General features: G+C 43.9%; 30 protein-coding genes. 5 read left to right on the forward strand and 25 right to left on the reverse strand.

Annotation, left to right across the window (positions count from 1 at the left end; all coding sequences use genetic code 11):
- Window positions 1-39 precede the first annotated feature (39 nt).
- The 15 genes from BXY41_RS22665 to BXY41_RS22735 are packed head-to-tail and all read right to left on the reverse strand — an operon-like array spanning window position 40 to window position 11,610.
- Window positions 40-657: a dihydroxyacetone kinase family protein gene (locus tag BXY41_RS22665; protein WP_104439164.1), complete on the reverse strand. Its 618-nt coding sequence runs from the start codon at window positions 655-657 to the stop codon at window positions 40-42.
- A gap of 1 nt (window position 658) precedes the next feature.
- Window positions 659-1,678 carry a dihydroxyacetone kinase subunit DhaK gene (locus BXY41_RS22670; RefSeq protein ID WP_104439165.1) on the reverse strand — a complete coding sequence of 340 codons (1,020 nt, stop codon included), beginning with the start codon at window positions 1,676-1,678 and terminating at the stop codon, window positions 659-661.
- A 14-nt stretch (window positions 1,679-1,692) separates the two neighbouring features.
- Window positions 1,693-2,871 carry an iron-containing alcohol dehydrogenase gene (locus BXY41_RS22675; RefSeq protein ID WP_104439166.1) on the reverse strand — a complete coding sequence of 393 codons (1,179 nt, stop codon included), beginning with the start codon at window positions 2,869-2,871 and terminating at the stop codon, window positions 1,693-1,695.
- 12 nt (window positions 2,872-2,883) lie between these two features.
- Entirely contained in the window at window positions 2,884-3,609 is a 726-nt protein-coding gene (locus BXY41_RS22680) for a CoA-transferase subunit beta (protein ID WP_104439167.1), read from the reverse strand.
- The gene (locus BXY41_RS22685) at window positions 3,593-4,432 is read right to left on the reverse strand and encodes a CoA transferase subunit A (protein ID WP_104439168.1); all 840 of its coding nucleotides are present in this window, start codon (window positions 4,430-4,432) and stop codon (window positions 3,593-3,595) included. The genes BXY41_RS22680 and BXY41_RS22685 overlap by 17 nt, the downstream gene beginning before the upstream one ends.
- A 26-nt stretch (window positions 4,433-4,458) precedes the next feature.
- Window positions 4,459-5,793 carry a CoA-disulfide reductase gene (locus tag BXY41_RS22690; RefSeq protein WP_104439169.1) on the reverse strand — a complete coding sequence of 445 codons (1,335 nt, stop codon included), beginning with the start codon at window positions 5,791-5,793 and terminating at the stop codon, window positions 4,459-4,461.
- A 13-nt stretch (window positions 5,794-5,806) separates the two neighbouring features.
- Window positions 5,807-6,919, reverse strand: coding sequence for an extracellular solute-binding protein (locus BXY41_RS22695; RefSeq protein WP_170072547.1), 1,113 nt, complete (start codon window positions 6,917-6,919; stop codon window positions 5,807-5,809).
- Window positions 6,920-6,938: 19 nt separating this feature from the next.
- Window positions 6,939-7,199: a EutN/CcmL family microcompartment protein gene (locus BXY41_RS22700; RefSeq protein WP_104439171.1), complete on the reverse strand. Its 261-nt coding sequence runs from the start codon at window positions 7,197-7,199 to the stop codon at window positions 6,939-6,941.
- The gene (locus BXY41_RS22705; protein ID WP_104439172.1) at window positions 7,196-7,852 is read right to left on the reverse strand and encodes a phosphate propanoyltransferase; all 657 of its coding nucleotides are present in this window, start codon (window positions 7,850-7,852) and stop codon (window positions 7,196-7,198) included. The genes BXY41_RS22700 and BXY41_RS22705 overlap by 4 nt, the downstream gene beginning before the upstream one ends.
- Window positions 7,853-7,866: 14 nt before the next feature.
- Entirely contained in the window at window positions 7,867-8,166 is a 300-nt protein-coding gene (locus tag BXY41_RS22710) for a BMC domain-containing protein (RefSeq protein WP_104439173.1), read from the reverse strand.
- A complete protein-coding gene (locus BXY41_RS22715) occupies window positions 8,147-8,530 on the reverse strand; it encodes a BMC domain-containing protein (protein ID WP_104439174.1) in 384 nt (127 codons plus the stop codon). Before BXY41_RS22715 ends, BXY41_RS22710 begins: the two co-directional genes overlap by 20 nt.
- 33 nt (window positions 8,531-8,563) lie before the next feature.
- A complete protein-coding gene (locus tag BXY41_RS22720) occupies window positions 8,564-8,842 on the reverse strand; it encodes a BMC domain-containing protein (RefSeq protein ID WP_104439175.1) in 279 nt (92 codons plus the stop codon).
- A gap of 15 nt (window positions 8,843-8,857) precedes the next feature.
- Window positions 8,858-9,187: a BMC domain-containing protein gene (locus tag BXY41_RS22725; RefSeq protein ID WP_104439176.1), complete on the reverse strand. Its 330-nt coding sequence runs from the start codon at window positions 9,185-9,187 to the stop codon at window positions 8,858-8,860.
- An 11-nt stretch (window positions 9,188-9,198) separates the two neighbouring features.
- Window positions 9,199-10,620 carry an aldehyde dehydrogenase family protein gene (locus tag BXY41_RS22730; RefSeq protein ID WP_104439177.1) on the reverse strand — a complete coding sequence of 474 codons (1,422 nt, stop codon included), beginning with the start codon at window positions 10,618-10,620 and terminating at the stop codon, window positions 9,199-9,201.
- Between the two features lie 9 nt (window positions 10,621-10,629).
- Window positions 10,630-11,610, reverse strand: a complete 981-nt coding sequence (locus BXY41_RS22735; RefSeq protein ID WP_104439178.1) for a class II aldolase/adducin family protein — start codon at window positions 11,608-11,610, stop codon at window positions 10,630-10,632.
- A gap of 241 nt (window positions 11,611-11,851) precedes the next feature.
- On the opposite strand from BXY41_RS22735, the gene BXY41_RS22740 reads away from it, so the two are divergent.
- The gene (locus BXY41_RS22740; RefSeq protein WP_104439179.1) at window positions 11,852-12,619 is read left to right on the forward strand and encodes a DeoR/GlpR family DNA-binding transcription regulator; all 768 of its coding nucleotides are present in this window, start codon (window positions 11,852-11,854) and stop codon (window positions 12,617-12,619) included.
- Window positions 12,620-12,667: 48 nt separating this feature from the next.
- Here BXY41_RS22740 and mtnA read toward each other — a convergent pair whose 3' ends face one another.
- Genes mtnA through BXY41_RS22765 form a run of 5 tightly spaced genes read right to left on the reverse strand, consistent with a single transcriptional unit; the run spans window position 12,668 to window position 18,810 of the window.
- Complete coding sequence (gene mtnA / locus BXY41_RS22745; RefSeq protein WP_104439180.1) at window positions 12,668-13,768, reverse strand: S-methyl-5-thioribose-1-phosphate isomerase; 1,101 nt, start codon at window positions 13,766-13,768, stop codon at window positions 12,668-12,670.
- Window positions 13,769-13,788: 20 nt separating this feature from the next.
- Window positions 13,789-15,018, reverse strand: coding sequence for an S-methyl-5-thioribose kinase (gene mtnK / locus BXY41_RS22750; RefSeq protein WP_104439181.1), 1,230 nt, complete (start codon window positions 15,016-15,018; stop codon window positions 13,789-13,791).
- 36 nt (window positions 15,019-15,054) lie between these two features.
- Window positions 15,055-16,074: an ABC transporter permease gene (locus BXY41_RS22755; protein ID WP_104439182.1), complete on the reverse strand. Its 1,020-nt coding sequence runs from the start codon at window positions 16,072-16,074 to the stop codon at window positions 15,055-15,057.
- 1 nt (window position 16,075) lies between these two features.
- Window positions 16,076-17,587, reverse strand: a complete 1,512-nt coding sequence (locus BXY41_RS22760) for a sugar ABC transporter ATP-binding protein (protein WP_104439183.1) — start codon at window positions 17,585-17,587, stop codon at window positions 16,076-16,078.
- 44 nt (window positions 17,588-17,631) lie between these two features.
- The gene (locus BXY41_RS22765; RefSeq protein ID WP_104439184.1) at window positions 17,632-18,810 is read right to left on the reverse strand and encodes a sugar ABC transporter substrate-binding protein; all 1,179 of its coding nucleotides are present in this window, start codon (window positions 18,808-18,810) and stop codon (window positions 17,632-17,634) included.
- A 549-nt stretch (window positions 18,811-19,359) separates the two neighbouring features.
- Between BXY41_RS22765 and BXY41_RS22770 the strand changes: the two genes are divergently transcribed.
- Genes BXY41_RS22770 through BXY41_RS22780 form a run of 3 tightly spaced genes read left to right on the forward strand, consistent with a single transcriptional unit; the run spans window position 19,360 to window position 21,649 of the window.
- The gene (locus tag BXY41_RS22770; protein ID WP_104439185.1) at window positions 19,360-19,653 is read left to right on the forward strand and encodes a hypothetical protein; all 294 of its coding nucleotides are present in this window, start codon (window positions 19,360-19,362) and stop codon (window positions 19,651-19,653) included.
- Between the two features lie 47 nt (window positions 19,654-19,700).
- Window positions 19,701-21,272, forward strand: a complete 1,572-nt coding sequence (locus tag BXY41_RS22775) for an ammonium transporter (protein WP_104439231.1) — start codon at window positions 19,701-19,703, stop codon at window positions 21,270-21,272.
- Between the two features lie 38 nt (window positions 21,273-21,310).
- Entirely contained in the window at window positions 21,311-21,649 is a 339-nt protein-coding gene (locus BXY41_RS22780) for a P-II family nitrogen regulator (protein WP_104439186.1), read from the forward strand.
- A gap of 75 nt (window positions 21,650-21,724) precedes the next feature.
- Here BXY41_RS22780 and BXY41_RS22785 read toward each other — a convergent pair whose 3' ends face one another.
- Complete coding sequence (locus BXY41_RS22785) at window positions 21,725-22,279, reverse strand: polysaccharide deacetylase family protein (protein ID WP_104439187.1); 555 nt, start codon at window positions 22,277-22,279, stop codon at window positions 21,725-21,727.
- A gap of 178 nt (window positions 22,280-22,457) precedes the next feature.
- On the opposite strand from BXY41_RS22785, the gene BXY41_RS22790 reads away from it, so the two are divergent.
- Window positions 22,458-23,081 carry a cytidylate kinase-like family protein gene (locus BXY41_RS22790; protein ID WP_104439188.1) on the forward strand — a complete coding sequence of 208 codons (624 nt, stop codon included), beginning with the start codon at window positions 22,458-22,460 and terminating at the stop codon, window positions 23,079-23,081.
- 79 nt (window positions 23,082-23,160) lie between these two features.
- On the opposite strand, the gene BXY41_RS22795 is transcribed toward BXY41_RS22790, so the two are convergent.
- Genes BXY41_RS22795 through BXY41_RS22810 form a run of 4 tightly spaced genes read right to left on the reverse strand, consistent with a single transcriptional unit; the run spans window position 23,161 to window position 26,233 of the window.
- The gene (locus tag BXY41_RS22795) at window positions 23,161-23,850 is read right to left on the reverse strand and encodes a response regulator (protein ID WP_432765530.1); all 690 of its coding nucleotides are present in this window, start codon (window positions 23,848-23,850) and stop codon (window positions 23,161-23,163) included.
- Window positions 23,840-25,456 (reverse strand): ATP-binding protein, encoded by a 1,617-nt coding sequence (locus BXY41_RS22800; RefSeq protein ID WP_242980327.1) that lies wholly within the window; start codon window positions 25,454-25,456, stop codon window positions 23,840-23,842. The genes BXY41_RS22795 and BXY41_RS22800 overlap by 11 nt, the downstream gene beginning before the upstream one ends.
- A complete protein-coding gene (locus tag BXY41_RS22805) occupies window positions 25,398-25,796 on the reverse strand; it encodes a potassium channel family protein (RefSeq protein WP_104439189.1) in 399 nt (132 codons plus the stop codon). Before BXY41_RS22805 ends, BXY41_RS22800 begins: the two co-directional genes overlap by 59 nt.
- A complete protein-coding gene (locus BXY41_RS22810; RefSeq protein WP_104439190.1) occupies window positions 25,793-26,233 on the reverse strand; it encodes a potassium channel family protein in 441 nt (146 codons plus the stop codon). The genes BXY41_RS22805 and BXY41_RS22810 overlap by 4 nt, the downstream gene beginning before the upstream one ends.
- Window positions 26,234-26,294: the final 61 nt, after the last annotated feature.

Raw genomic sequence — 26,294 nt, forward strand, 5'->3', positions numbered from 1 at the left:
TCTGTCTTTGTACAGGTCAGAGAAAAGTTCCTGCCTGGATTACCGTTTAGCAGCTGCCTTCATAATAAGAGCCCCAACAGCGGCCCCTGGATCCTTTAACGCCTTGGAAGCTTCCCCTCTTGTTGCCGCCCTGCCATGAACCGCAACCATGGTCGTGGTATTTTCAAATCCCGCCCATGCGGCATCGGCTGCCTCCTGGAGGACCACCTCAAGAGAAATCCCAGCATTTACGCCCGCTGCCAGCATGTCTATTCCAGGCAAAAACCCATCCAGAAACGTTTTTTCTCCTGGTTTTGCCTTGCCAAGTTCAGCCACTCCGTCCTGATACGCTTGAAACAGAGAAACAACATCCTGATCCGTAAGTTCCGTTTTTCCCTTTAAAACTTTTCCCGCACGCATAAGACCTGCAGCCATTAATGTCCCCATAGTGGAGGGAACCTTATTGCCCATGGTCTTACCTGCCTTGTAAAGAAGTTTTCCAAGATCCGGCTCCATTCCATCAGATACCGAATCATAGGCAGAACGGAATCCGTCAGACATGGTTAAGCCTAAGTCACTGTCTCCCACTACACTGTCAAGTTCTATGAGATAATCCCGGTTTATTTCCATTATTTTGCTGATCCTGCCCAGCATGGCAATCAGTTCCTGCTGATTCATATTATTCTCCAATCTGTTTCTGCTTAAAAAATGGCGTATCTGCCGGAGCATCCAGATAACCTTTCAGCTCCTCATCCAGTTTTAAAAGAGAGATGGATAACCCCGCCATTTCAATTGAGGTGACATATTCCCCCACATAACAGCGATGAACCCGGATATTTTTTTCTTTTAGTATCTGATGAACCTTTCTTGCTACAATGTACTGCTCATCCAGTGGTGTTGCCCCCAGACCATTTACAAGAACCGCTGTCTCATCCCCTGGTTCATAAGAAATATCGCTTAAGATTTTAGTAACCATTTCCTCTGTAATCTGATCTGCAGATTCCATTTTTCCCCGGCGGATTCCTGGCTCTCCATGAATTCCCATACCTAATTCCATCTCGTCCTCAGCAATCTCAAATCCGGGATGACCCACTCTTGGTACCGTACAGGGTGTCAGCGCAACTCCCATCGTTCTTACATTGGAAGCAGCCTTTTCTGCAATCCGCTTTACTTCCGAAAGATCTTTTCTTAAGGCCGCTGCCGCACCCGCGCATTTATACACGAAGAAAATTCCTGCAACTCCTCTTCTTGTATTCTTCTCTCCGTCTTTTGCAGGAGGGGAGGCAACATCTTCTCCTGCAACCACCTGTTCCACACGTATTCCTTCTTCCATGTCTGCCATCTCAGCAGCCATATCAAAATTAAAAATATCCCCGTTATAATTTCCGTAAATATAAAGGACTCCAGCCCCTGCATCTATACGCTTTGTCACTTCCAGCATCTGATCGGCGCTTGGCGACTGAAACACATCTCCTACACAGCAGCCATCTAACATCCCATCTCCCACATACCCTAAAAACAAAGGAAGATGTCCCGATCCTCCTCCAGTGGCTATCCCAACTTTCCCTTCTGTCTTTTTGGTGGTTACCAGACAGCGAAGATCATTTCCTGTAAAAGTAAGCTGATCTGGGTGTGTCAGGTAGATTCCTTCCAGCATTTCGTTTACATAATGTTCCGGATCATTCATTAACTTTTTCATTCTTTCACCCTCTCCTATTTTGATGAAATCCCATAATAAGCATTTACGTATACCCCAATAATTTCTTCCTTTGATGGTTGAAACGGATTGTCGTCCATACAGGCATCAGCCATTGCACTGTCCGCCAGCTCCCCAAAAGCACCGGGATCCACAGAAAGCTCACTTAAGCATTCTTCCAGTCCGATTTCTCCTGACAGTTTTCTAATCCAGGAAACTGCCTCCTTTACGGCCTGTTCCCCCGACATGGTCTCTGCGCCCTCGATCCCCAGGCTTTGTGCCACTTTCTTGTAACGCTCTGCAATGTTTTTATGACTTCCATTAAATTCCATTACATAGGGTAATAAAATGGCATTGCAGACACCATGGGGAAGGTTGAACCGTCCCCCTAGAGAATGTGCCATGGCATGAACCATCCCAAGCCCGGCGTTGGAAAACGCCATTCCTGCACTGTATTCTGCATAAGCCATCATTTCTCTGGCTGTTTCATTTCCTCCGTCCTTTACAGCCTGTGGAAGATAGCGGCTGATTACCCCCATTGCCCAAAGGGCATCTTTATCTGTAAAAGGGTTACACCGTTTTGAAACTGCCGCCTCAATTGCATGGGTCATTGCATCCATTCCAGTAGATGCTGTCAGATTTTTTGGCATGCTCATCATAAAGTCAATATCATTGACTGCAATACTGACCATACAATTGGTGTCCACCATACACATCTTTGTGTGCTTGTCCGGATTGGTTACAATATAAAATGATGTGACTTCTGAACCTGTTCCAGCCGTTGTATTAACTGCCACAACAGGTATTCCAGGTCTTTCAGATTGATTGAATCCCTCATAGTCTTCAATACGACCGCCGTTTTCCAGAACAATACTGACTGCCTTTGCTGTGTCAATGGCAGATCCGCCGCCAACCGCAGTCAGAAAATCAACGTTTAAAGCTTTTGCTGCTTCCAGACATTCATTAATTACTGCCACCGCAGGATTGGGCTGCACCAGATAATAGACCGCATACTCGATTCCTGCTTCCAGTAAAAACAGCCCCACTTGATCTGCTGCTCCGCTCTTAAACAGAAACTGATCCGTTACAATGAGTCCCCGTTTTAACCCTCTTTTTTTAAGTTCCGCAGGCAGCATACCAATGGATCCCCGTCCAAAAAAACTGGTTGCAACTGCATTCACTCTTAAAAGCCCCATAGTAAATTCTCCCTAAAATTCTATATTTCTGAAATCACCCGGGTCGATCCGTTTTAATGCAGAAAGCTCATTTTTAGTTGGAGACGGGGTGATTGCGATTCGTGAGTATTTAACAGGAAAACCGGTGTTATCCTGTACTTCCTTAAGAGATGAAGTTTCGTGTATGGTATCCAGAACCAGCTCTCCATTTTCCATTTTAAAGATGCAAAGAGGAGTTACAATCCGGTCTACATTTCCTTTTGTTGTAATGAAATCCACCTGGTTTACAAAGGTTCGTTTATCATGCTTTGTTCTCCAGATAACAGCCCGCTTTGCAGTGGGTATCAGAACTGCGCTTCCTGCACCTCCCGGAAGCCTGACTTTTGGTTTCTGGTAATCACCGATTACTGACGCATTCACGTTGCCCCTTAAATCAAACTGGACACCGCTTAAAAATGCCATATCAAGCCCCCCTCTCATGGATAAGTCAAATACCTCCATAAGAGGAAAGTAAGATCTTGCACCATCTAACAGTTCACTGCCTGCGCTGGTATATTTTTTAAGCTTTCTGGGGGACGGATCGACTCCTCCCGGTATGTTTAAATGCACCGCATGGGGAGCATGAAGTTCCTTGGCAAGAAGCACCGCAATCATTGGCATATGGGAAGACACTCCGTGAAATACTTTATCTCCATCCTGAATCATGCGTGCCATCGCGCACACCATAATGTCACAGATCCGGTTATTTCTTTCCATCATTTTTACCTCCCCAGCCTCTGCGGTCCGCCTTCTCATATGCCGAAAGATAAACGGCCAGACCCTCCTGGTCTTTCAACTCCTTGAAAATCCCGATGCCTTTTGCGTCAATATCATAGTTTCCCGCGCAGGAACAAGGTGCAGCACCTTTTGCTGCATGAACCACTCCACCAACCAGGAAATGGGGAATGTCCGCTTTCTTCGCGCCGCTGGACAATAAAGAACCAGGAACAATATGTTCTGCTGTAAGAATCACATTTTTTGCCGCTCTGGAAAGCAGGACATCCTCAAACAGCGGACCTGTAATTCTTGCATTACCATCCTCATCCGCTTCCTGAACATGGATCACTGCCACATCGGGACGAATTGCTTTCACTACTGTAACAATTTCATTGGTAAACGGATCCTGGATCCTGGTAAAATAATCATTTTCTTCAATTAAATCGCTGACTGTCAGACCTTTTACCGGCATAAAGCCAATTCCATAACTGGCTGCCCGAAGTGCAGAAATAACGGTATAGCAGGCATGCTCATTTCCTTTCACCCGTCCGCTTTCTACTGCCTTTCTGTAATGCATTGCCAGTGAAAACTCACTTTCATAGCTGATAAATCCGGCATCTACACTGGTTGCGCATCCGCCCAGACACAGCATATCCACATCCATTGCACCTGCAGTTTTTACCAGTTTTAAATTACGCTTTCTCTGACGTATGAGTTCTCTTATAAAAGCCATAGGAGCTCGGTGAAGCACATTCCCCCCAATCCCCAGAACTGCGCCGTCACTGACCAGGGCTGCCGCTTCCTGCATTGATATTATTTTGCTCATGAACTTCCCCTTTCCAGCCTGTTTACCTACTTCGCCGCATTGCATGCAATCTGTATGGCATCCCAGACGCCTGCAAACGGAGGTGCATAAATAAGGTCCGTCATTCCCAATTCTTTCGTTGTCATTTTGCAGTGAATGGCGACGGCAAATACATCTGCCCGGAGAACTGCCCCTTTTTTTCCGCAGGTCTGGGCACCAAGAATACGTCTGGTTCCCTTCTCATAGATCAGCTTAATTGTAATAGGGGTAGGATCAGGATAATAAGCTGGATGATCATTTACCGTAACAAGAAGTGTATTATAATCCACAGAGAGACGTTTCGCATCGGCTTCACTCATGCCGGTCCGCCCCAGTTCCAGTCCGCATACTTTAACAGCCGCAGAGCCCAGTGCTCCCTGAAACACTTCACTGCCTCCTGCCAGATTTGTTCCGGCAATTCTTCCGCATTTATTTGCAACAGTTCCAAGAGCCAGGTAACTGTTTTCATTTAAAACTTCATGATAGACCAGAATGCAGTCACCTGCTGCATAAATATCAGGTATGGAAGTTTTCATTTCCCTGTCTACGATTATTGCGCCGTTCTTCCCTCTCTCTATTCCAGTATCCTTTAGAAATTCCGTACAGGGTCTGATCCCAGCTGCCACAATCACAAGATCTGCATCATAGCTTCCTTTATTCGTAATCACGCGATTGACATACAGTCCGTCGCCTTCAAACGCCTCCACCTTTTCATTGACATGAAGCTTTACCCCCTGTTTTAACAGTTCTTCCTGGGCAAGCGCAGTCATCTCTTCATCAAACGATGCAAGAATTCTGGAAGCCGTTTCTATCATGCGGACGTTTTTTCCTATATGCAAAAAAGCCTCTGCGCATTCTACACCAATGTAGCCCCCGCCTACGATGACTACATTCCGGACCTTATCCATTTTGGAATATTCCTTTAGAAAAATGCCGTCTTCCATATTTTTTAATGCATGGACTCCAATCAGCTCTCTGCCGGGAAAAGGAGGAATTACTGCCTCTGCCCCAACGGCAATCATCAGCTTATCATAAGCGTCCTCAAACTCTCTGCCAGATTCCAGATCCCTTACCATAACCCGTTTTTTTCCGGCATCAACCCCTGTCACCTCATGTTTTAGATAGGTCTCTATCCCCATCTGGTCAAAGGCTTCCCGGCTGCGGGCAATCATTTTTCTGTAATCCCCGTTAAAGTCTCCCACATAATAAGGCAGCCCGCACGCACCATAGGAAAGAAATCCGCCCTTTTCGTATACGGTTATCTGAATATCAGAATTCATTCTGCGTATCTTGGATGCGGCACTCATGCCTGCCGCTACTCCACCAATAATAATAATCTTCATAAATTTTCCCCCGTCAGGTTATATCAGCTATTTCCCGCTCTGCTGATTCCATTGCTTCCCTGGCTGATAATTCTCCTGTAAAAGCCTGGTAGATTTTTTTGTAAAGGATTGCATTTTTATCCCCTGACCGTATTATATGAGGGAGAGGTCTTGCAGACTCAATCATCATTTTCTGCACCGGAAACCATGGATCGATACCTTTCTGATAGCTGGACTCTCTTACAGGAGCACCGCTTACCTTTCCTGTTTTACAATCAACGACTGAAGAACGCAGATATCTTAAAAAATCGTTGGCAGCTTCCCGTTTTCTGCTTCCCTGGCAGATGGCAAAGGACCACGTCACGTTCCAGGCAGTCGAAAATGTACTGAAGCCTAAATCCTCCGGTTCCAGACAGCCATTCTCCCATACAGCTCCAAGCTGTCCGCTCCATGTTACTGCCATGACAGCCTTTTTCTTTCGTATGGCTTCAGCAATTTCTTCATTTGCAAAGGTTTCCGTTCCTTCCAGTGCATAGGACTTACATTCACAATAAGACTGAAGCCCTCTTATGGCTTTTTCATCTCCACAGACCGGATTTCCCTCTGAATCATAAGCATCTCCTCCATACATGCGAAGAAAAGGGAGTGCATCGGTAAATATTTCTGACGAATCAGCCTTCATTGCCACGGCCTTTCTTCCATATACTGCCGCTAAAGCCTTTGCCGTATCCAGGTATTCCTGAGGGGTGATTACAGGTTCCAGTTCTTTCCCAAGCACCTTATAAATCAGACTCTTACGATAAACAATCATATGACCGTCACAGAAAGAAGGAGATAAGTATGCCTTGTCCTGATATCTCATTTCCCTGGCGATGGCAGGAAGAATATCCTCCTCTTCCAGCTCAAGTTCTGCCAGATAGCCCTTTTCTACGAAATCAGACAGCCATAAATGACCCGCTGCCATAATAATGTCATAATCACCGCTTCCGGTAAGGGAGTCCATCATTTTGTCATAATACTCAGACCACGGTACAATTTGAAATTCCACATTTTCCTTATATCCGTCCAGAATCCCCAATTTCTTATCCAGATAACCATTTACTGCCGGATCTCCAACTGCAAGAACCTTTAATATCCCCTGCTCCATAATAATTCCCTCCCTCTGTTTATTTCCCCAATTGAGGAGGTGCATCTACAATACCCACAACAAAAGCATCAATCGGCGCCGAGCGGTCAAGAGCAAACTGGGTGGTATTGTCCGTAGTTACCAGCACCAGTTCCCCGATTCCGGCTCCCATGGTATCAGCCGCCACAAATATATTCTTTTTTTCTCCGTAATACGGTTCCACTAAAAGGAGCTTAAACCCCACCAGATTCCTGCACTTTCTTGTGGAAACCACAGTCCCCATAATTGTTCCTAATATCATCTGGCATCATCCTTTCTAATGGTGACCCACTGCCCCTGCCTGAGCAAAAATGCATTGGCATCATCAGTATCTACATGTAAATCAAGACGGCTCTCACTGGTAACACGGACAAGAACCCGTCCCAGCACTCCTGCTTTTTCCCCGGAAACCAGCACATTCACCCGATCCCCATCTGATACGCCAAACCAGCTGGCTTCTTCCGGGGTCATATGGATGTGACGGTCGGCAATGATAACGCCATCTTTTAAAGAGACTTCTCCCACAGGTCCCTTAAGCAGGATTCCCGGAGTTTCTTTTAAATCTCCGGAAGTCCTGACAGGGGGCTTAATGCCCAGGATTCTGCAGTCGCTAAACGCCATCTCAACCTGACTTTGTTTTCTTTCAGGACCCAGAATCCGGACTTTCTTAATCGACCCTTTGGGGCCGCAGACCTCAACCTGTTCTTTGCATGCAAACTGACCAGGCTGGCTTAATGATTTTTCTGGTGTAAGCTGATATCCTGCTCCAAACAGTGTTTCCACGTGATCTCTTGATAAATGTACATGTCTTGCCGATATGCCAACCGGAACCTGATAGGGATCAGTACTTAACCGGTTCCAGTGTTCCAGAACCAACTCTGTTATTTTCTGTATCAGTTCTTCCCTGTTATCCATCAGACACTGATTCCTTATTTAATCAGCGGGATAATTCCTGCTATGGAATTATGGGGTCTTGGAATTACATGAACAGCCACCAGCTCTCCCACTCTGGAAGCAGCCTCTTCACCTGCTTCTACCGCTGCTTTTACAGCTCCCACATCTCCCTGTACCATAACGGTTACCAGACCTGAGCCAATCTTTTCTGTTCCCACCATTTCAACATCTGCTGCTTTTAACATGGCATCTGCCGCTTCAATGGATGCGGTCAGACCTCTTGTTTCAACCATTCCCAGTGCCAGCATGCCCTTCTTAACTGATATCTCTGCCATTTCCTTCTCCTCCTGTTTTATCTTCATTTTCATGTTCCTTACCTGTCTCAGTTTTTGATTCTTCCTCATGTCTGTCTATCATATTTAGCAGTTTCCACACCTCACGATGCGGGTTATTAATTGAGACACATACTTTTATGTTGCTCTCGCCCACGATCCGACCGGAATCTCTGGCCGCTTCCATTGCCGCATAAACTGCTGATGTCTCGCCTGCCAGCACAGTATGGCACATCCTGCCGCCCAACGTCTTATGGCAGCTTACAAGTTCCACCTGCGCCGCTTTCAGCGCCTGATCAACCACAAAAACTGTATTGGCGTAATAATTTATTTCCAGTACTCCTATGGCGTTTCCGTTTCTTTTCATGATAACCCACCTTTTCTGCCGGAACCAGTATCACTATTTCGCTTTTGGCAGAATTTTGTCTATATCCTGATGTGGTCTGGGAATCACATGGACAGCTACCAGCTCTCCGATTCTGGAAGCCGCCGCTTCCCCCGCTTCGGTAGCTGCCTTAACTGCTCCGACTTCTCCGGTTACAATAACGGTCACCAGCCCGGATCCGATCTTTTCCGTTCCCACCAGTTCCACGTCTGCCGCCTTTAACATCGCATCTGCTGCTTCAATGGAGGCAATTAATCCCCTTGTTTCAACTAAACCGATTGATGTGGATGCCATACCATTCTACCTCCTCTAATCATTTATATTTTCTTCCGTGAATGTTACCTTTGTTATGCGGGCCAATGCTTTCGTTCCTTCGTACGGCCTTTCAATCATCCGGACCAGGACTTGTTCCGGGCTGTTCAGTTCAAGCGCTGCCCGCCTTGCTGCTTCACAGGCTTCCTTTACATCATCCACCCCACCCTCAAATTTCACCTGGGCAGTAAGAGGAATAAATGCTGCTGCATCCTTGGGATTTATGGTATCGATGCCAATGATTTTCACGTCTGCAGCCTTGCACGCTTTATCCATGGCATACAAAACCGCTCCATATCCTGCACATTCCAAAAAGCCAATTGCCATATGTACCTCCCTTAAACGATCCTTAATCCGCCTTCTGCCAGCATACATCTGCGCCTTCTGGTAAAGCTTTTCGCACAAGTGAGACCTTCACCCGTAGGACCTGCGATTGTCATTGTGGTATGTCCTTCTCCACCGATACCCACACCTCTTAGCGTAGCTCCATTCTTTGTAAAGATTGTGGTCTCAATCTCCTTTGCGAATCTGGTCATGTTCTCCACATTTTTTGAAAACATGGATGCAGTATGGCGGTTTCCTGATTCTGCCGCTTTTGCGCTTTCCATACATTCCTCAAAGGTGTTTAAACGGACAATGGGAAGAACCGGCATCAGCTGCTCTACCATGACAAAGGGGTGATTTCTGTCTGTCTCACAAATCAGAAGACGTACATTCTTATCACAGTGGATTCCAATTGCATTGAGGAACAAAGCTGCATCCTTACCAACCCATTTTTTATTTACTTCATAAATGCCGTTCTTTTCAATCATGGCAAGCTTTAAAATCTCCTGCACCTGATCCTTTTGAAGCAAAAATGCTCCTTCCTGCTGCAGCTGGAAAATAAGTTCGTCGGCAGCCTGCTCCATGACAAAGACTTCTTTCTCTGCCAGGCATAAAATATTATTATCAAAAGAGGCTCCCCGATAAATCTCCCTGGCTGCCAGCTTTATATCTGCGGTATCATCTACAATAACAGGCGGATTGCCTGCACCCGCTCCAATCGTCTTTTTGCCAGACCGCAACAGCGCATTCACCATTCCCATTCCTCCGGTTCCAACCATCAGACGGATTCTTGGATCAGCGGTCATAATATTAACCGCTTCCATGTCAGGTTCTCTTTGCATGGTAATAAGATTTGCCGGTCCGCCGCTTTCCACAATTGCCTGATGGAGCAGCTTCAGACAATGAGCACAGCAGCGTTTGGCACCTGGATGAACATTAAACACAACCGAATTGCCCCCCGCAATCATGCTGATCGTATTATTAATAATGGTCTCTGTAGGGTTCGTAGACGGTGTAATGGCTCCAATCACTCCAAATGGTGCATATTCCTCTATCATAAGCCCGCCGTCACCAGAGATGGCCTCCGTAGTCAGGCATTCCACACCGGGAGTTCTCTCAATGACTGCCAGATGTTTCTGAAGCTTATCCTCCACACGTCCCATACCGGTTTCTTCCTGAACCATGGCTGCCAGTGACTGGGCATGTTTCCCTGCAACGGTTCGGATCGCCTCAATAATCCTTCTCCTGTCTTCTACCTTATAATGATTGATCCAGTCCCGCTGAGCGTTATAAGCCGCCTCAATTGCGTCCTCCACCCGGTCAAATACTCCGTTGTCGCTCCGGGAAAGATTCACAGAAGGCGCCGGACTTTTCTTATCCAGCCCTGCAAGCACTTCTCTTACAATCAGTTCAATCTCCCTTGTCCCAATTTCCATTTTTTCCTCCTAGTTAAACTGCCCCATGACTCTTCTGACAACCTCAGCAATAATTTCATCCTTTGCCTTGCTTAAATGCTCTGTATCTTTCTTTTCCGCCGTCTCCTTTGGTATAGAAGAAATTCCACAAGAACATCCCCCTTCTTTCAGAGGAGAAGACTGCCCTGGTTTCACAAGCGGGGTGACACCTTTTAATTCATGAACCGGCGGATTAAGTGGAGCCTGAATCGGCGAAGCGGGCCAGGATGGCCGGATATCGGAAGAAGTAATGACATCTCTCATATTGGTTTCCTGTAAGGAACAGGGTGGAATTCCGCCTGCAGTAATGCCCAGTTTTTGCCGGATATCAAGCAGTTTATTTACCTGATCACAGGAAAGTACGTTCTGACGGCCGATAATATTCCCCGTATACATCAATATGGTTGCATAATATTCAATGGACTCCAGACGGTAAAATGCCTGAAAAATATCTTTTCCCCAGGTTAATGCTCCATGATTTGCAAGGAGTACCCCATTATGGGTATTTACAAACGGTGCAATGGAATCAGGAACTTCTTCCGTACCAGGTGTTGCATATTTTGCAATGGGAATAGAGCCAAGCCCTAATACTGCTTCCGTCAAAACAGCCGCATCCAGACTGATACCTGCGATGGCAAAGCTGGTTGCCACCAGAGGATGGGCGTGTGTAACTGCCTGTACATCCGGATTTTCCTGATAGACCCTTAAATGCATCTTTACTTCTGATGAGGGTTTTGAGTTGCCCATAAGCACCCTGCCGTTTAGATCCATCTTTACAAGCATATCCTGTTTCATAAATCCCTTGGATACGCCGGTGGGTGTTGTCCAGATCGTGTTTGGTCCCACCTTACAGCTTATGTTTCCATCATTGGAAGCCACAAAGCCTTTGTCATACATACGCTTGCCAATATCCAAAATTGCCTTTTTGGCTTCAAAATCAGACATGTATTTCACGCCCTGAACTGTCATCATAACGATCCCTCCAAAGTTCAAACGACTGGATACATGGCTTGTCTGAACTTGTCAATTTTTGCTGTATTTTAGCAAATTTATATTTGTTTTTATGTGTTTTATTTTGTTTTGTTTTTATTTTGATCATTTTTCCTTTACATTTTGACAAAAAAAATATACAATATGCTTATATGTCACTGTATTCTTATGGTTTCATACTGCATTTCAAAAAATTTGTTCGCAGAAAGAAAGGAACATGCCTATGTTAGCAGTAACAAGGAAATCCAAAATCAAAGATATTATATTAGAAAAGAAAAGCGTTACAGTAACGGAATTATCTAAAATATTTTCCGTAACCGAGGAAACGATTCGCCGTGATTTAAAGCAGCTGGAAGATGACGGTTTCCTTACCAGAACTTACGGAGGTGCATTCATACAGGACGGAGTCGAGAACAATGTGGAGCTTACCATAAGGGAAACCGCATATATGGAAAGTAAGAAGGCCATTGCTAAAAAATGTCTCTCACTGATACATAACGGCGATTCCATCTTTTTAGATGCCTCCACAACCGCTCTCCAGATTGCCCGTGAGCTTCAGGGAATGCGCCTGACCGTGGTTACCAATTCCCTTCTCATTATCAATGAACTTCAGGATAAAGAAGATATACGCCTTATCACCCTGGGAGGCTCCTATGCGCCAAGAGATAAAGCATTTGTCGGCAATACAGCAATCCGGAATTTAGAGTCTTTCTATCTGGACAAAACCTTTATGTCCTGCAGAAGCATATCCATGGAACACGGTATCACCGATTCCAACGAATCAATTGCAGCCATACGGCAGACTCTGCTTACACGCAGCAATTATATCTATCTGGTAGCGGACCATTCCAAATTTAACAAAACCTCTTTCATCACCATATCCGGTTTTGATGCAATTACCGGATTGATCACCGACAAAAATCTTGACAGCCAGTGGACCGAGTATCTGACTAAATATAATGTTACCCTGTATGAGGCCATCGACGCCTAGCCCGGTCTTCAGGAGGATGTCCCCGAAAGCAAGGCATCCTCTTTACCGTCATTCATCTTTTAACGCTTCCTGTTTTCTCCTGAATATCTCTTTTAGCGACTCACTGTATGGCTCTCTTGCGATTCCATACTCCGTCACAATTCCGGCAATCAAATCATGATCCGTGACATCAAAAGCAGGATTAAACACCTTTACTCCTTCGGGAGCCATGGGTTTTTCATACCACATCTCCACCACCTCCGATGCTGGCCGTTCCTCAATGTGGATTTCCTTCCCGGTAGGTGTATTTAAATCAATTGTAGAGGTGGGCGCACAGATATACATGGGCACGCCGTAGCGTTTCGCAGCCAGTGCCACCATGGAGGTTCCGATTTTGTTTGCAGTATCTCCATTGGCTGCCACTCTGTCACACCCTACAAACACTGCATTGACCCAACCCTTACGCATTACAGAAGCGGACATATTATCACAGATTACGGTTACATCAAGTCCGGATTCCTTTAACTCAAAGGATGTCAGTCTTGCTCCCTGGAGCAACGGCCTGGTTTCGTCTGAGAAAATGCGGAAATGATACCCCCGTTCCTGTCCCAGGTACATAGGTGCTGTTGCGGTACCATACTTAACAGTCGCAAGCTGCCCTGCATTGCAGTGCGTCAGCAGGCCATCTCCCGGGTTCACAAGGGTAAGACCATATTCTCCAATTGTCTTACAGACCCAGATATCCTCTTCTCTTATTTTTACAGCCTCTTTATGCAATTCCTCTACAATCTCGGCAACAGGCTTGTCTTTATTGTCTAAAACAATTCCTTCCATTCGTTTTAAAGCCCAGGAAAGATTAACTGCTGTGGGACGTGCTGAATCAAGATAATCTTTTGCTTTCCTGAATTTCTGGTAAAACTCTTCAAAATCAGAAGCCTCAATCTCTCTTGCTGCCAGATAAATGCCAATTGCTGCCGCTACTCCGATTGCAGGCGCCCCTCTTACCTGAAGAAGATAAATGGCGCTCCAGATATCCTCCTGTTTTGTTAATGAAAGGATTTCCGTATTATACGGAAGCTTTGTCTGATCTATAATAACCAGGGCATGGTTTTCTTCATCAAGTGCCACTGTGTCATAATCCATAATGGATTTCTTTTTGTCTTCACTCATGTTTTTGCCTTTCCCGTCTTTTATGATTGGTACTTACCCACTGCCTCTTTAATTGCCGTTAAATAGTCTGCGCCGCAGCGGAAGGTTTCCCGGTTCATAATATATTTTTTTGCCAGCGTGATCACAATCCGCTCTGCTCTGGTACGTTTTGCTTCATCCGGAATGGTTGTAATATCAATTACATTTGCCATGCCCACAATCCGGCGGATTGATTCCAGTCCGGCAACGCCTGCTGTATCAGATAGGATCTGTTCCAGATACCACTCCTTAAATCCCGGTACTTTTGCCATTCTGTCAGTGGCATATTCATCAAATACCTTATTATATTTTTCAATAAAAAGATCCACCACATCGGAAATGGTCTGAAGGCACCATGTGCAAAACTCTGCTTTCTTTTCTTCATCGGAAATGACTGCATCTCCATTGCACCATGCAAAGAATATATTTGCTATCACATTGCCGATATCGTAACCCATTGGTCCAAAAAATGCGAACTCCGGATCAAAAATGAATGTGTGCTCTTTATTAATAAATACAGATCCAGTATGCAGATCTCCGTGAATCAGCGACTGTGCATGATTCATAAATTCAAATTTCAGTTTTGCAGCTTCCAAATGCAGCGCCTGATCCTCATAGAGTTCCTCCCTTACAAAATCCTGATTGGGTAAGAACACATTGTTCCTGTGGTTATAGTCAATAAAAGGTTCACTGTACACCAGATCTTCGCTGATCTCACATAAGTCCGGATTGATAAAGCTTTTTACCAGTTCCTTTTTTTCCTTATGTCCCATTACCACATCCGTGGTCCGCAAAAGTGAATTTACCATAAATGTAGTCACATGATCTGCAAACAGAGGGTAAATTTCATGGTTAATCAGGCCGGTACGCATCATGGTATGTCCGGTCATATCTTCCATGATCATGGCGCACATCACACCATCGTAAAGATAAACCTTTGGAACCAGTCCCGGCGCGTACATCTCCTGAATTCCCAGAATCTTAGCCTCAATTCTTCCCCTGTCTGTGGAAATATGCATATCAGCAGAGATTCGAAGAGCTTCGCCTGCCTGTTTTACAATAATTGATTTTCCGCTTTTTCCATCCTTTACCCGAAATACATAGTTTAAGTTTCCGTCACCAATTTCCTTACATTCCAGCTCGGCTCCTTTGTCAAAATAGGAAAGCTTTTCCTGTACGTAATCTGGAACTTCTGGTGCCTTCATTAAAAAATAACTGTCGTATTTAGACATTTTTGTCACCTTCCCCGTTCATTTTATAATCCCTGTTTAGTTTGCATTCTTTGTTTTTCCGCTGGCATAGGTCATGGCAAGTGCGATCGCAAGGACTGCGCCCTTAATTATGTTCATTGCATAATACGGAACGGACATCATAATAAGTCCATTTTCCAGCATACCTACTAAAACCGCCCCTGCAAAGGTTCCAAAAGCATTGGCCTTACCAGCCCCTAATACGGAAAAGCCAATATACGCCGCGCATACAGACGGCATTAAATATGCATCTCCGGCAGAGATCTGTGCTGTTCCCACACGTGCAGCCAGACAGATGCCGCCAATGGAAGCAAAGGTTGCTGACAGAAAATAAGCCAGAATCTTATACCTTGCCACAGGAATTCCCGAAAGCTCGGCTGCCTCAGGGTTTCCTCCGACCGCATACATATATCTGCCATGCTTTGTAAAATTCAAAAAGAAATAAGCAAACAGCACGACACAAACCATGATAATAATCAGCCACGGTTCTTTTCCCAATGCTCTGAATGCCTCGGGAACAAGGCCTGGCGCCTGAGTTCCATCTGCCCTGGTCATGCGTTCCGTAATGGCGCCGCCCTTTGAATAGGTCATGGAAACACCCTGATACATAAACATAACGGAAAGTGCAGCAACCATATCTGGTATCTTAAACTTAACAATCAGAATGCTGTTAATTACCGCAACGCTTAAACAAATTAAGACGGTAAGAATTACCGATACGCCGATGTTGATGTTATGCCATACAAAACATGTCATTACAAATACATTAGCCAGCTGCGCCGTAGCTCCTATGGAAAGATCCATACCATTAACCGCCAGTGCAAATGTAAGGCCAATTGCAATAATTGTGGTAATTGATACGGCACGCAAAATTGTGATCATATTGGATTGAGTCAGAAACATGCTTGTCCCCGTATCCTTACTCCAGTTACCAAACGTAAACAGAACAAACAGGATTACCATTGTTGCAATCGTACCCCATCTTGTTACGAAATCCCCTAAATTACCTTTCTTTTTTACCTTCTCTGCCCCAGACATATCATTTACCTCCCGTCGAATAATAAAGCAGTTCCTTCTCATCCGTATCCGCTGCTGTTAGCTCCCTGATAATCTCTCCGTCATACATGACATAGATCCGGTCACAGATACTTAATATTTCCTGAAATTCGCAGGTTGCATAGATAATGCCTTTTCCTTTGGCAGCAAGGCCTTCAATCAGCTCATACATATCCTGTTTGGCACCTACATCAATTCCTTTTGTGGGCTCATCGAAAATATAAACTTCCGAATCTTTATTCAGCCACTTTCCAACTACTACCTTCTGCTGATTTCCACCGGACAAAAGAGAAACCACCTGGTTTTCAGACGGTGTCTTGATCCCAAGATCACGGATCATACTTCTTGCATCCTCTTTCTCCCGTTTTTTATTAACAACCGATAATTTGTTGGTATATTTCTCCATAGCCGCCACGGAAATGTTGGATACTACCGTATCTGAGATTAAAACGCCTTCCTTCCTGCGTTCCTCCGGAACCAGAGCCAGACCGTTTTTTACCGCCTGGGTGGGACCTTTTGCACGGATTACTTTTCCCCGGAGCTTCATGGTACCGCTTTTAAGCTGATAGGCAGAAAACAACGTCTTACACAGTTCTGTCTTTCCGGCTCCTACCAAACCTGCCACACCTACGATTTCCCCTTCGCGTACGGTTATGGTTATATTCTTCACCTTGCCTTCTTTTTCGGTAAGGTCCTCTATTTCAAGGAGCGGTTCTCCAATTTTACATGCTTTTTTAATGTAATTATCCTCATAGCAGCGTCCCAGCATATATTCCACCAGGGTATTTACCTCCAGTTCTTTCGTAAGAGGCAGATTTGTTACCAGCATTCCGTCTCTCATGATGGTGATGCTTTCACAAATTTCGTATAGCTCACTCAGCCTGTGAGAAATAAATACCACACCAACATTCTCTTTTGCTAATTCCCGGACAACCCTGAAAAGTTCCAGTGTCTCGGAATTGGAAAGAGGTGCAGTCGGTTCATCTAATATGAGAAAACGGCACTTTTCCACCACACACCGTGCAATCAGAACCATCTGCTTTTGTGCAAGTGTCAGTGCAGATACTGGTTTATTAATATCCACTGCCACATTTAACTTTTCAAGTACTGCTTTTGCCGCCCGTTTGATTTCCTTCCAATGTACAACCTGTTTTTTCCCCATTTTATTAACCAGGGTGTTAAACATCACATTTTCAGCTACAGTCAGATATGGGATCAAAGCTGTGTCAACTTCCTGAAACACAATTTCTATTCCCAGATTTTTTGCATCTTTGGGGCACCGGATTTCCACCGGTTCCCCTCCGACACTGATTTGTCCTGTATAATGTGTGTTAACACCGGCAAGCACTTTCATCAGCGTAGACTTGCCGGCACCATTGGCTCCAACGAGCGCATGAATGCTGCCACTTGTCAAACTAAAATCAACTCCATTCAGAGCTTTAACCCCTGGAAACTCTATGGATATATCCTTCATTTCAAGCTTTATCTCGTTCATGACGTCTCTTCCTTACCTATGTAATGACTGTGAAATGAATCCCGCTATTCTACATAAAGCCCTTTAATTACATCGGTAAACAGGGCTCCTTTCGGATCTTCGGCATCGCCCCAGCCATCTACAATCTTGCCAAGATCACCCATGGTGGTCTCTGCACTCAGCTGCGTTGTTTCGATGTTACTTGCATTTAAATCAAAATAACTTGGAGTCTCTGCTCCTAATAACTTAAGAGCAAGAAGACGGGTATCCACGATTCCAATCAGCTTTGGATCAACTGCCGCAGTCGATTTCCACACCTGAGGATTCTTAACCATCAGCTGAATATCATCATTGGATACGTCAATGGTATACATAGGAATATCTGTTCTGCCCGCATCATTGAGCGCCTGCAGAACTCCCTTGGCAAGTTCGTCATAGCATCCCCAGATTGCATCTACGGATCCTTCCGGGTACTTGGGCAGAATCGCCGCTGTTTTATTAGTCATATCTCCTCTTGCATTGGCAGAGTCAGAGGGTGCAATTACTTCCAGAGTCTTAATCTTTCCTTCATCTTCCAGCTTTGCATAAATCTCATTACGCCTGTCCAGAGGAGGAATGCCAGGGCCCATAAATGTTTTCAGCACCTTCATGGGATATTTGCCTCCCTTTGCCTCAAATTCCTTCATCATATGGCCCAGGGATAGTTCTGCAAGTGCCTGATCATTCTGAGCGGTTGATGTTACACCATCCAGAAGAAGACCGTTTGCATCTCCGCCTTTAAATGGCATGGTATCAAACGTAACAACTGCCATTCCCTTATCTCTTGCAGGCTTTAACATATCGTAAGAATAAGAAAGCTGTCCATGAGATACAATCAGACCGTCATAACCTTTTGCAATTACCTGAGCTACCGTCTCCTGTGCTTTTGCATCATCCCCATCTGTAACAAACGTATCCACAGTCCACCCAAATTTTTTGCCTTCTGATACACAGCCATCGAGGAATTGCTGTGTATGATCGCCGGCAGCTAAATTTCTGACTACTGCGACTTTCTTACCTTTCAGAGAACCGGCAGCTTGTGCGTCTGCTACCTTCTGTGCTGCTGTTGTGGTTTCTTCTGTTTTTGAAGCTTCTGTTTTTTTCTCTGTTTCCGCAGCTGTAGTTGCTGCTGTTGTCCCGCTGCCGCATCCTGTCGCTGATAAAATCAACGTTGCCGCAAGAACCATTGCTAACCCCTTTTTCATAAAAATAAACCTCCTTAAAATGAAAAATATAGTTTATTGCTCCGGACACACCCCGATATGTCCTTTATGTGGAAATTGTAGCATATTATTTTTGCTTTTTCAATATTTTTATTTATTTTTATTGATTTATTTTTGTTTTAAGTTGTTTTATTGTTGACTTTGTGTTGTTTTTACATTTTTTTCTTTTGTATTTTATCGAATTAGAGATTTAAACAATTTTCAATCAACAAAACAAAATCAATCAACATAATAGTTTAATAACCAAACCAATTTCAATCAAATATTAAAATGACAATGTTGAAACCAGGTTATTGTGAATATCGAAAAATGTCACATTATAGCTAAATGTGTATTACGATTTACAGTTGCATTTTACGAAGCAAAGTAATATATTAAGGTTATATTATTCATTTAATCGACGAAGAAGTCAGAACGCGTGCGTTTTGACTTCTTTTATAATTGAAAACTTAATTTTTAACTAATTAACAATGGAGTTTATGCCTTCTTAGGCTGGGCTCTTTTTTTATTTATTTTTAAAAGGAGGAACTTATGAAAAAGCAAAACCAGTCAACAACCTTAAGACAAAAAGCCCTGTCCCTGACAGTACTTTTTGGATCAGCCTTATTCATTATTTTTCTTGGTATGTTTTTTTGTGCTTTCAGTTTTTTTAATAATATTAGCTTTCAGGTTTTAAATTCACGGATTCCCGGGGTGATATTGGGGTTATTGGTGATGTATCTGGGTATCCGGTATTATTTCTCGGTAGGCAGGCTTAAGGAGGAAGTCTATAAAAGTACGTCGGAGTTTTGCTGGAGTCATTTTATGAAAGAAAAGAAGAAGTAAGATTCTTGGGAAGTGAAAAATGTTTCAATAAAAAGGAGGTTATTTTCATGAAAAAAACAGGAACAATCATTGGTTTACTGGTCGTATTAGGAATAGCGGCGATCGCATTGGCTTTGGCTTTTTCCTCACCAGGCAGTGCTGATCCAACAGGTGCTTCCTATGTAATGCCTACCGGAAAAGAGACAATTACAGATGTGGCCACGATAGCCAACAAAGCTTATTATGGTGCTAATTTTACCTGGATTATGTTAACAGGATTTATGGTATTCTTTTTCCAGTGCGGCTTTGCCATGGTTGAAACCGGATTCTGCCGTGGTAAAAATGCAGCTCACACTATGACAATGAACTTTATGGTATTTTTAGTTGGTGCTGTAGGATATTTTCTTGTTGGTTTTGCACTCCAGTTTGGTGGTTCCGGCGGCGCTGCTGGCTTGGGAACCGGGGGAAGTGCACTCAATGCCATGCTGTCAATACCCGGAATTGGTGGTATTCTGGGTTATAAAGGATTTTTATTATCTGGTGACGGTATCTATGATCCTGGTATCTATGCATTATTTTTCTTCCAGATGGTATTTATGGATACCACAGTTACAATTCCAACCGGTGCTGTTGCAGAACGAGTAAAATATTCTGCCATTGTTATCACATCTTTTTTTATTTCCATGTTTCTCTATCCTTTGTTCGGGAACTGGGTATGGGGCGGAGGCTGGCTGTCAACCCTTGGTAAAAACTTTGGTTTGGGACACGGCGTAGTAGATTTTGCTGGTTCTGCAGTTGTTCACTCCATGGGCGGTATGCTGGCACTGGCTGGCGCAATTGTGATTGGTCCAAGAATTGGTAAATTCAAAAAAGACGGAACTACAAGAGCCTTTCCGGGACACGATATTCCTATGGCCATTATTGGAACCATTATCCTATTCTTCTGCTGGTTTTCTTTTAATGCCGGTTCCACGCTGAACGCTTCGGATTTCAGGCTTTCCGTTGTTGCTACCAACACCATGATAGCCGGTGCAATCGGTGGTCTGGCAGCCATGTTTTATATGTGGATCAGATATGGGAAACCGGATCCTTCCATGACAGCAAACGGTGCTCTGGCAGGTTTGGTTGCCATTACTGCACCCTGTGCGTTTGTAAATGCCGCTTCTTCTTTTATCATTGGACTAATAGCGGGTATATTGGTTTGTCTGGCAGTATCTTTTGTAGAGAATCATTTAAGGCTGGATGATCCGGTAGGTGCCATTTCTGTTCACTGCGTAAATGGACTTTGGGGAGTACTTTCTTTAGGTTTATTCGCCGATGGCTCCTACGGAGATGGAGTCAATGGTGTCGCAGGTGGGGTGAGAGGTTTATTCTATGGGGATGCTTCCCAGTTTGCAGCCCAGATTATTGCAGTAATTGTGCTTATTGTATGGGGATTTGGTGCATCTTATTTATTCTTCAGAGTTCTGGACAAAGTTTGGGGGTTAAGGGTATCACCAGAAGCAGAACTTGCCGGACTTGACATTCCGGAAATGGGAGTAGTCGCATATCCGGATCTTCAGTTAGTAAAGTCTGAGCTGGATTTTGACTCTGCTGACAACGCAGAAATTAAGCAGTTAGACAGATTAAAAAAGGGGTAACCAAACATTAGGGCAATGTGCCAAAAGGAGGTAATTCTATGAAGAAACTGGAGATCATTATTAAACCTGAACGGTTGGAAGATGTAAAGAAAATTCTCAATGACAATAAGGCAAATGGTTTAATGATTTCAAATATCATGGGCTATGGCAACCAGAAGGGTTATAAGACGATATATAGAGGAACGGAAACAACCGTGAATCTGCTTCCGAAATTAAAAGTGGAAACTGTGGTACCTACAGATGTTGCAGAAGTAATTGTCAATGAAATAGTAACACAAATAAATACCGGTAATTACGGTGACGGTAAGATTTTTATCTATGATGTGGATGATGTGGTAAGAATCCGAACTGGAGAACGTGGGAAAGATGCTTTATGAAATAACTGCTGCAAAAGAAGTACAGGAAATTACCCGGTAAGAGTATTTTCCTGCACTTCTTCTTTCTATCCCTTATCATTTTCTAAGTGTATCCGATGTATCCACATCCCACAGTACCACTGTCATATTGGTTGTGCACTCCAGTTCCTCGTTCCAGGACCCATAGGGCGGCCGGAGGTACTGGGGCCTGACTCCTGTAATCGCTTCGATCTGCCGATTATTTTCTTCAATCTGTTCACAGGCATTGGCTACGGCCTCTCTGCTCATCTGTACGTGGCTGTATCCGTGGTTTCCGATCAGATGCCCATCCTCCTGCATCTGCTTTACAATTGCTTCCTTGCCCTTCACATTTTCTCCCAACAGGAAAAAGGTAGCATGGACACCCCGTTTACGAAGGCCATCTAAAAGCAGGGGCGTATATACAGAATGCGGTCCGTCATCAAACGTCAGTGCAATCTGCTTACTGCCGGAAAATTGTTCCCGGACTTCCTCCTTTGCTTCTCCTCCGGCATCTGCTGGCAGAAACAACGTATTTTTCGCCTCACTATAATTAAAAAACAACGCCCCTGCAAAGACGATATCAAGTATAATGACTGCCAACAGACAGGCCAATTTCCATCTGATTTTCATAAACTTACAAGCCGGCTTTCTGCTTTTATTAATCAATCTATGGCCTTTGAGGCGAAAATACAACCAGAATATTTCTGTTTTTTTCTATCTTTTCCCTCTAAAATGCGTTATAATTAAGTTATTATAAATATATATTCAAATATTGTGTACAATCCCTAAGTGGAAGGAGCGGATTTAAATGGAGCACAAGATCATTGCAATCGGCAGACAGTTTGGAAGTGGAGGGCACGAAATCGCCTCCCGATTATCTGAGGAACTGGGGATTCCCATGTACGACCGGGATCTGGTGGAGATGGCAGCGGATAAACTGGGTTTGTCAGAAATAACGGTGGAAGCTGTGGATGAATCTGTATTTAACTCATTTCTTTCATCCTACCGTTATAACGGTTTTGCCCCAAGAAGAGTACCATTAAATGACAGCACGTTCGAGACACAAAGTAAAATCATAGAAAGCCTGGCACAAAAAGGACCGTGTATATTCGTAGGAAGGTGCGCAGATTATGTTTTACGGGAATATCCCCAGTGCATGAATATATTTGTCTACGCATCACAAAAAGACCGCGCAGAACGCATTATGAAGCGCTATAACATCTCAAAAAAAGAAGCAGAGGCTTCCATAAAAAAAATGGATCACCGCCGCAAACAGTATTATGAAACATATACAGACCAGAGCTGGGGAAGTATTGAATCCCATCAGATTCTGTTTAACATCAGCAAGCTTGGAATTCCACAAACAATTGACACAATCAAACATCTCTATACCGACTCCTTATCATCTGATCCAACTAAAACCAATACATAATCCCACTTAAAATTATTTTACAGAACAAAAACAGGCAGAAACCAGAAAGACCCTGTATTATTTCTGATTCCTGCCTGTTTTAATTTTCAGTAAACCGGTATCCCACACCCACCTCAGTTATTATAAACCGGGGATTGGCAGAGTCCTCTTCAATTTTTCTTCTGATGTTTGCCATAAAAACACGTATGGACTGATAATCATCATTTGTATCGTATCCCCAGATCTCATTCTGAATAAAATGGTGGGTCAAAACCTTTCCGGCATTTAAAACCAGCAGTTTCAGCATTTTATATTCAATGGGAGTAACGTGAACCTCTTCCCCTCTTACAATTAATCTTCTCTTTTCAAAATCCATATAAAACCCATCCAGCTCAAAAGCCGCTTCCTGTTTTATCATACCGCTTTTGTGCCTTAATGCCACACGGATACGGGCCAGCAGTTCTCCTGCATGAAACGGTTTGGTCAGATAATCATCTGCCCCCTCATCAAGAGCAGCTACTTTTTCCTGCTCCATCCCTCGTGCAGATACCACTATAATGGGAATATCAGACTCCTTCCTGATCTGGGATAAAACCTCCATACCGTCAATATCCGGCAGACCAAGATCCAGAAGTATAATATCCGGGTTATTGGCATAAAAGTAAGAGATTCCAGTGAGACCGTCATCTGCAAAGACAGAGTTGTATCCCTTGCTTTTCAGGGTAATTCTGATAAAATTCTGAATGCTCTTGTCATCCTCGATCACAAGAACGCTGATATCATTGATCATAGGTCTCCTCCATAGGCATCTCAATTCGAAAAGCCGTGCCTTTTTTCCAACTCTGGTCAATTGTAATTTTTCCGCCATGAGCCTCTACAATTGCCTTACAGATAGCAAGCCCAAGACCAGCTCCCCTCTGACGGTCTCCTTCCCGGTAAGCGGCTGTAAAAAAGCTGTCAAAAATATGATCCAGCTTATCCTCTGGAATGCCTGTTCCATTGTCACTTACTGTAAATACCATATTTCTGCCTTCTGCTCCTGCAGATACGGTAATAACCGTATTATCTCCTGAATGGCGAATTCCGTTATCAATCAGGTTTACCAGAACCTGGGTAAATAGTCTTGCATCTACACTTATAAGTTCTATCTCCGGTGGTGTTACCGTCTTTAATGTATGATCTCCCAGTCGTTTGGAAACCAGTGCGGCTGCACCAGATATCAGATCATCCACCACTTCTCTTTTTTTTCGTATTTCCAGCTTTCCTTCCTGAATTCTGGTCATGTTTAACAGATTCTCAACCATGGAATTAAGCCACTCCGATTCTGTACTGATATCAAGCAGCATGCTTTTGGCACTTTCTTCATCTACCAGATCATAATTCTCATAAAGGAAGTTGGAGTTGCCTGCAATCCCGGTCAGTGGAGTTCTTAAATCATGGGAAATGCTTCTGAGCAATGTACTTTTAAGTCTTTCCCGTTCGATCTGAAGTCCTGATTCCTCTTTTTCCTCATTCAGCTGTTCCCGTTCCAGCACAAGAGTAATCTGGGAAATGACCATTTCCACATACATACGCTCCTCTTTTGTAAGCCCTCCATTGCTGCACCAGAAGATAATCACACCATACGTCTTACTCAGACTGCAGACTGGCACATAGAGACAGGGACGATCCCCATACTGGGCTTCTCCATAGCCGCACACAGTGGAATTTCGAAAGCACCACTCTGCTGCCTGGTCAGAGAATCTCTCATCTTTCATTTTGAGTAACAATTCTGTTTTTTTCCCAGTCAGATTATGAAGGCTCTTCATACTGTAGGAAATAACAGCCTGCCGCCCGGAAAGATTTAGGAAACCACTTCCTATGGTATTTAGCTTAAGCAGAATCTCCGCCCGTTCCCGGTCCAGATTCATTTGCTTTTGCAGCTTGTCGGTTAATGATGCCGCAATAAATGCAACAATAATAAAAATCAGCAAAGAAATAATATAGTTGGGATCATCCACCTGAAAAGTAAATCTGGGTGAGGTTAAAAGAAAATTAAACGTGAAAACAAACACAATGGATGATGAAATACTCCAGAGCATACTTCTGGTTTCCACACTGCAAAGGATGACGCCTACCACATAAATCAAAAGCAGATTTTCAGCCCTTACGCCTATATGGCTTAAAACAGTAGCGAATAATGTAGACAATCCCCAGATAACTGCTATCTTTCCGAAACTTCTTAGTTTTCCGAATCCTGTAAAGATCCTATTTTTCATCTCCATGAATGACCGGCGGCTTCCTTCCCGTTTTATTTCTTCTAACATAGCACAAACCGGGTAATTCTTCAATCCTCCATCAAGATGACTGCGTGAGATACTGTGCCAGAATATGAACCGGGCTGATGACCTGATCAATTCCAAGCTCCTTAAAAATCTCCACATTTCCAGGATTTTTTACCATGCAGACGGTTTTCCTCACAGAAAACATCTGTTTTGCCATCTGGCATATTTCCAGGTTATCTGCATCTTTGCCGCTTAATGCAATCATCACATCTGCTCCTCTGATGCCTGCGTCACTTAATACTTCTTCGCTTCCAGGGTTACCGTAAACAACGGATATTTTATCATACTCAGCAGCAAGATGCTCACAGTATGTTCTGTCGTCATTTATTACAATCAGCCTGTGTTTGTCTTTCATAAGAAGTCCGATCAGGTAATCCGCTTCCTCTCTCCCACCCGCTATTCCAATTTTCATGATGCAGATACCTCCTCATATAATTTCTCTGTAAGGCGGTCAAATTCATCAGCTGAGAGAGCAAATGGATAAATTGGTTTCATATGATAATTCTGAATCAGCTTCTCCTTGCTTTTATCATTCAATCTTAAAAATACTTCCGGTACATGATATATTCTTTCTGCAATCTGAGCTGCCAGCAGATTTACATTATCATCACCAGTGGCTGCAACAAAAATCTGAGCCTGGCTGATGCCTGCTTTTCTTAACAGCTCTGCATCAGTTCCGTCTCCCAACACCTGCTCGCCGGCAAATACTCCGGGCAGTCTTTGAAATGCTTCCTCTGACAAATCAATCACTATCATTCTTGTATTACGTGTGGAAAGCCGGTTAGCCAGTCCCATACCAAACTCGCCGGCTCCAACAATAATAATTGTCTTCATTTTTTGAAACAGCATATAAGGTCATCCTTCCCTTCTGTCGGTTCATACTCATTTTCAACCCTATTTTACAAAATAT

The organism is Lacrimispora xylanisolvens (genome assembly GCF_002934545.1).
In the GTDB taxonomy this organism is placed as follows: domain Bacteria; phylum Bacillota; class Clostridia; order Lachnospirales; family Lachnospiraceae; genus Lacrimispora; species Lacrimispora xylanisolvens.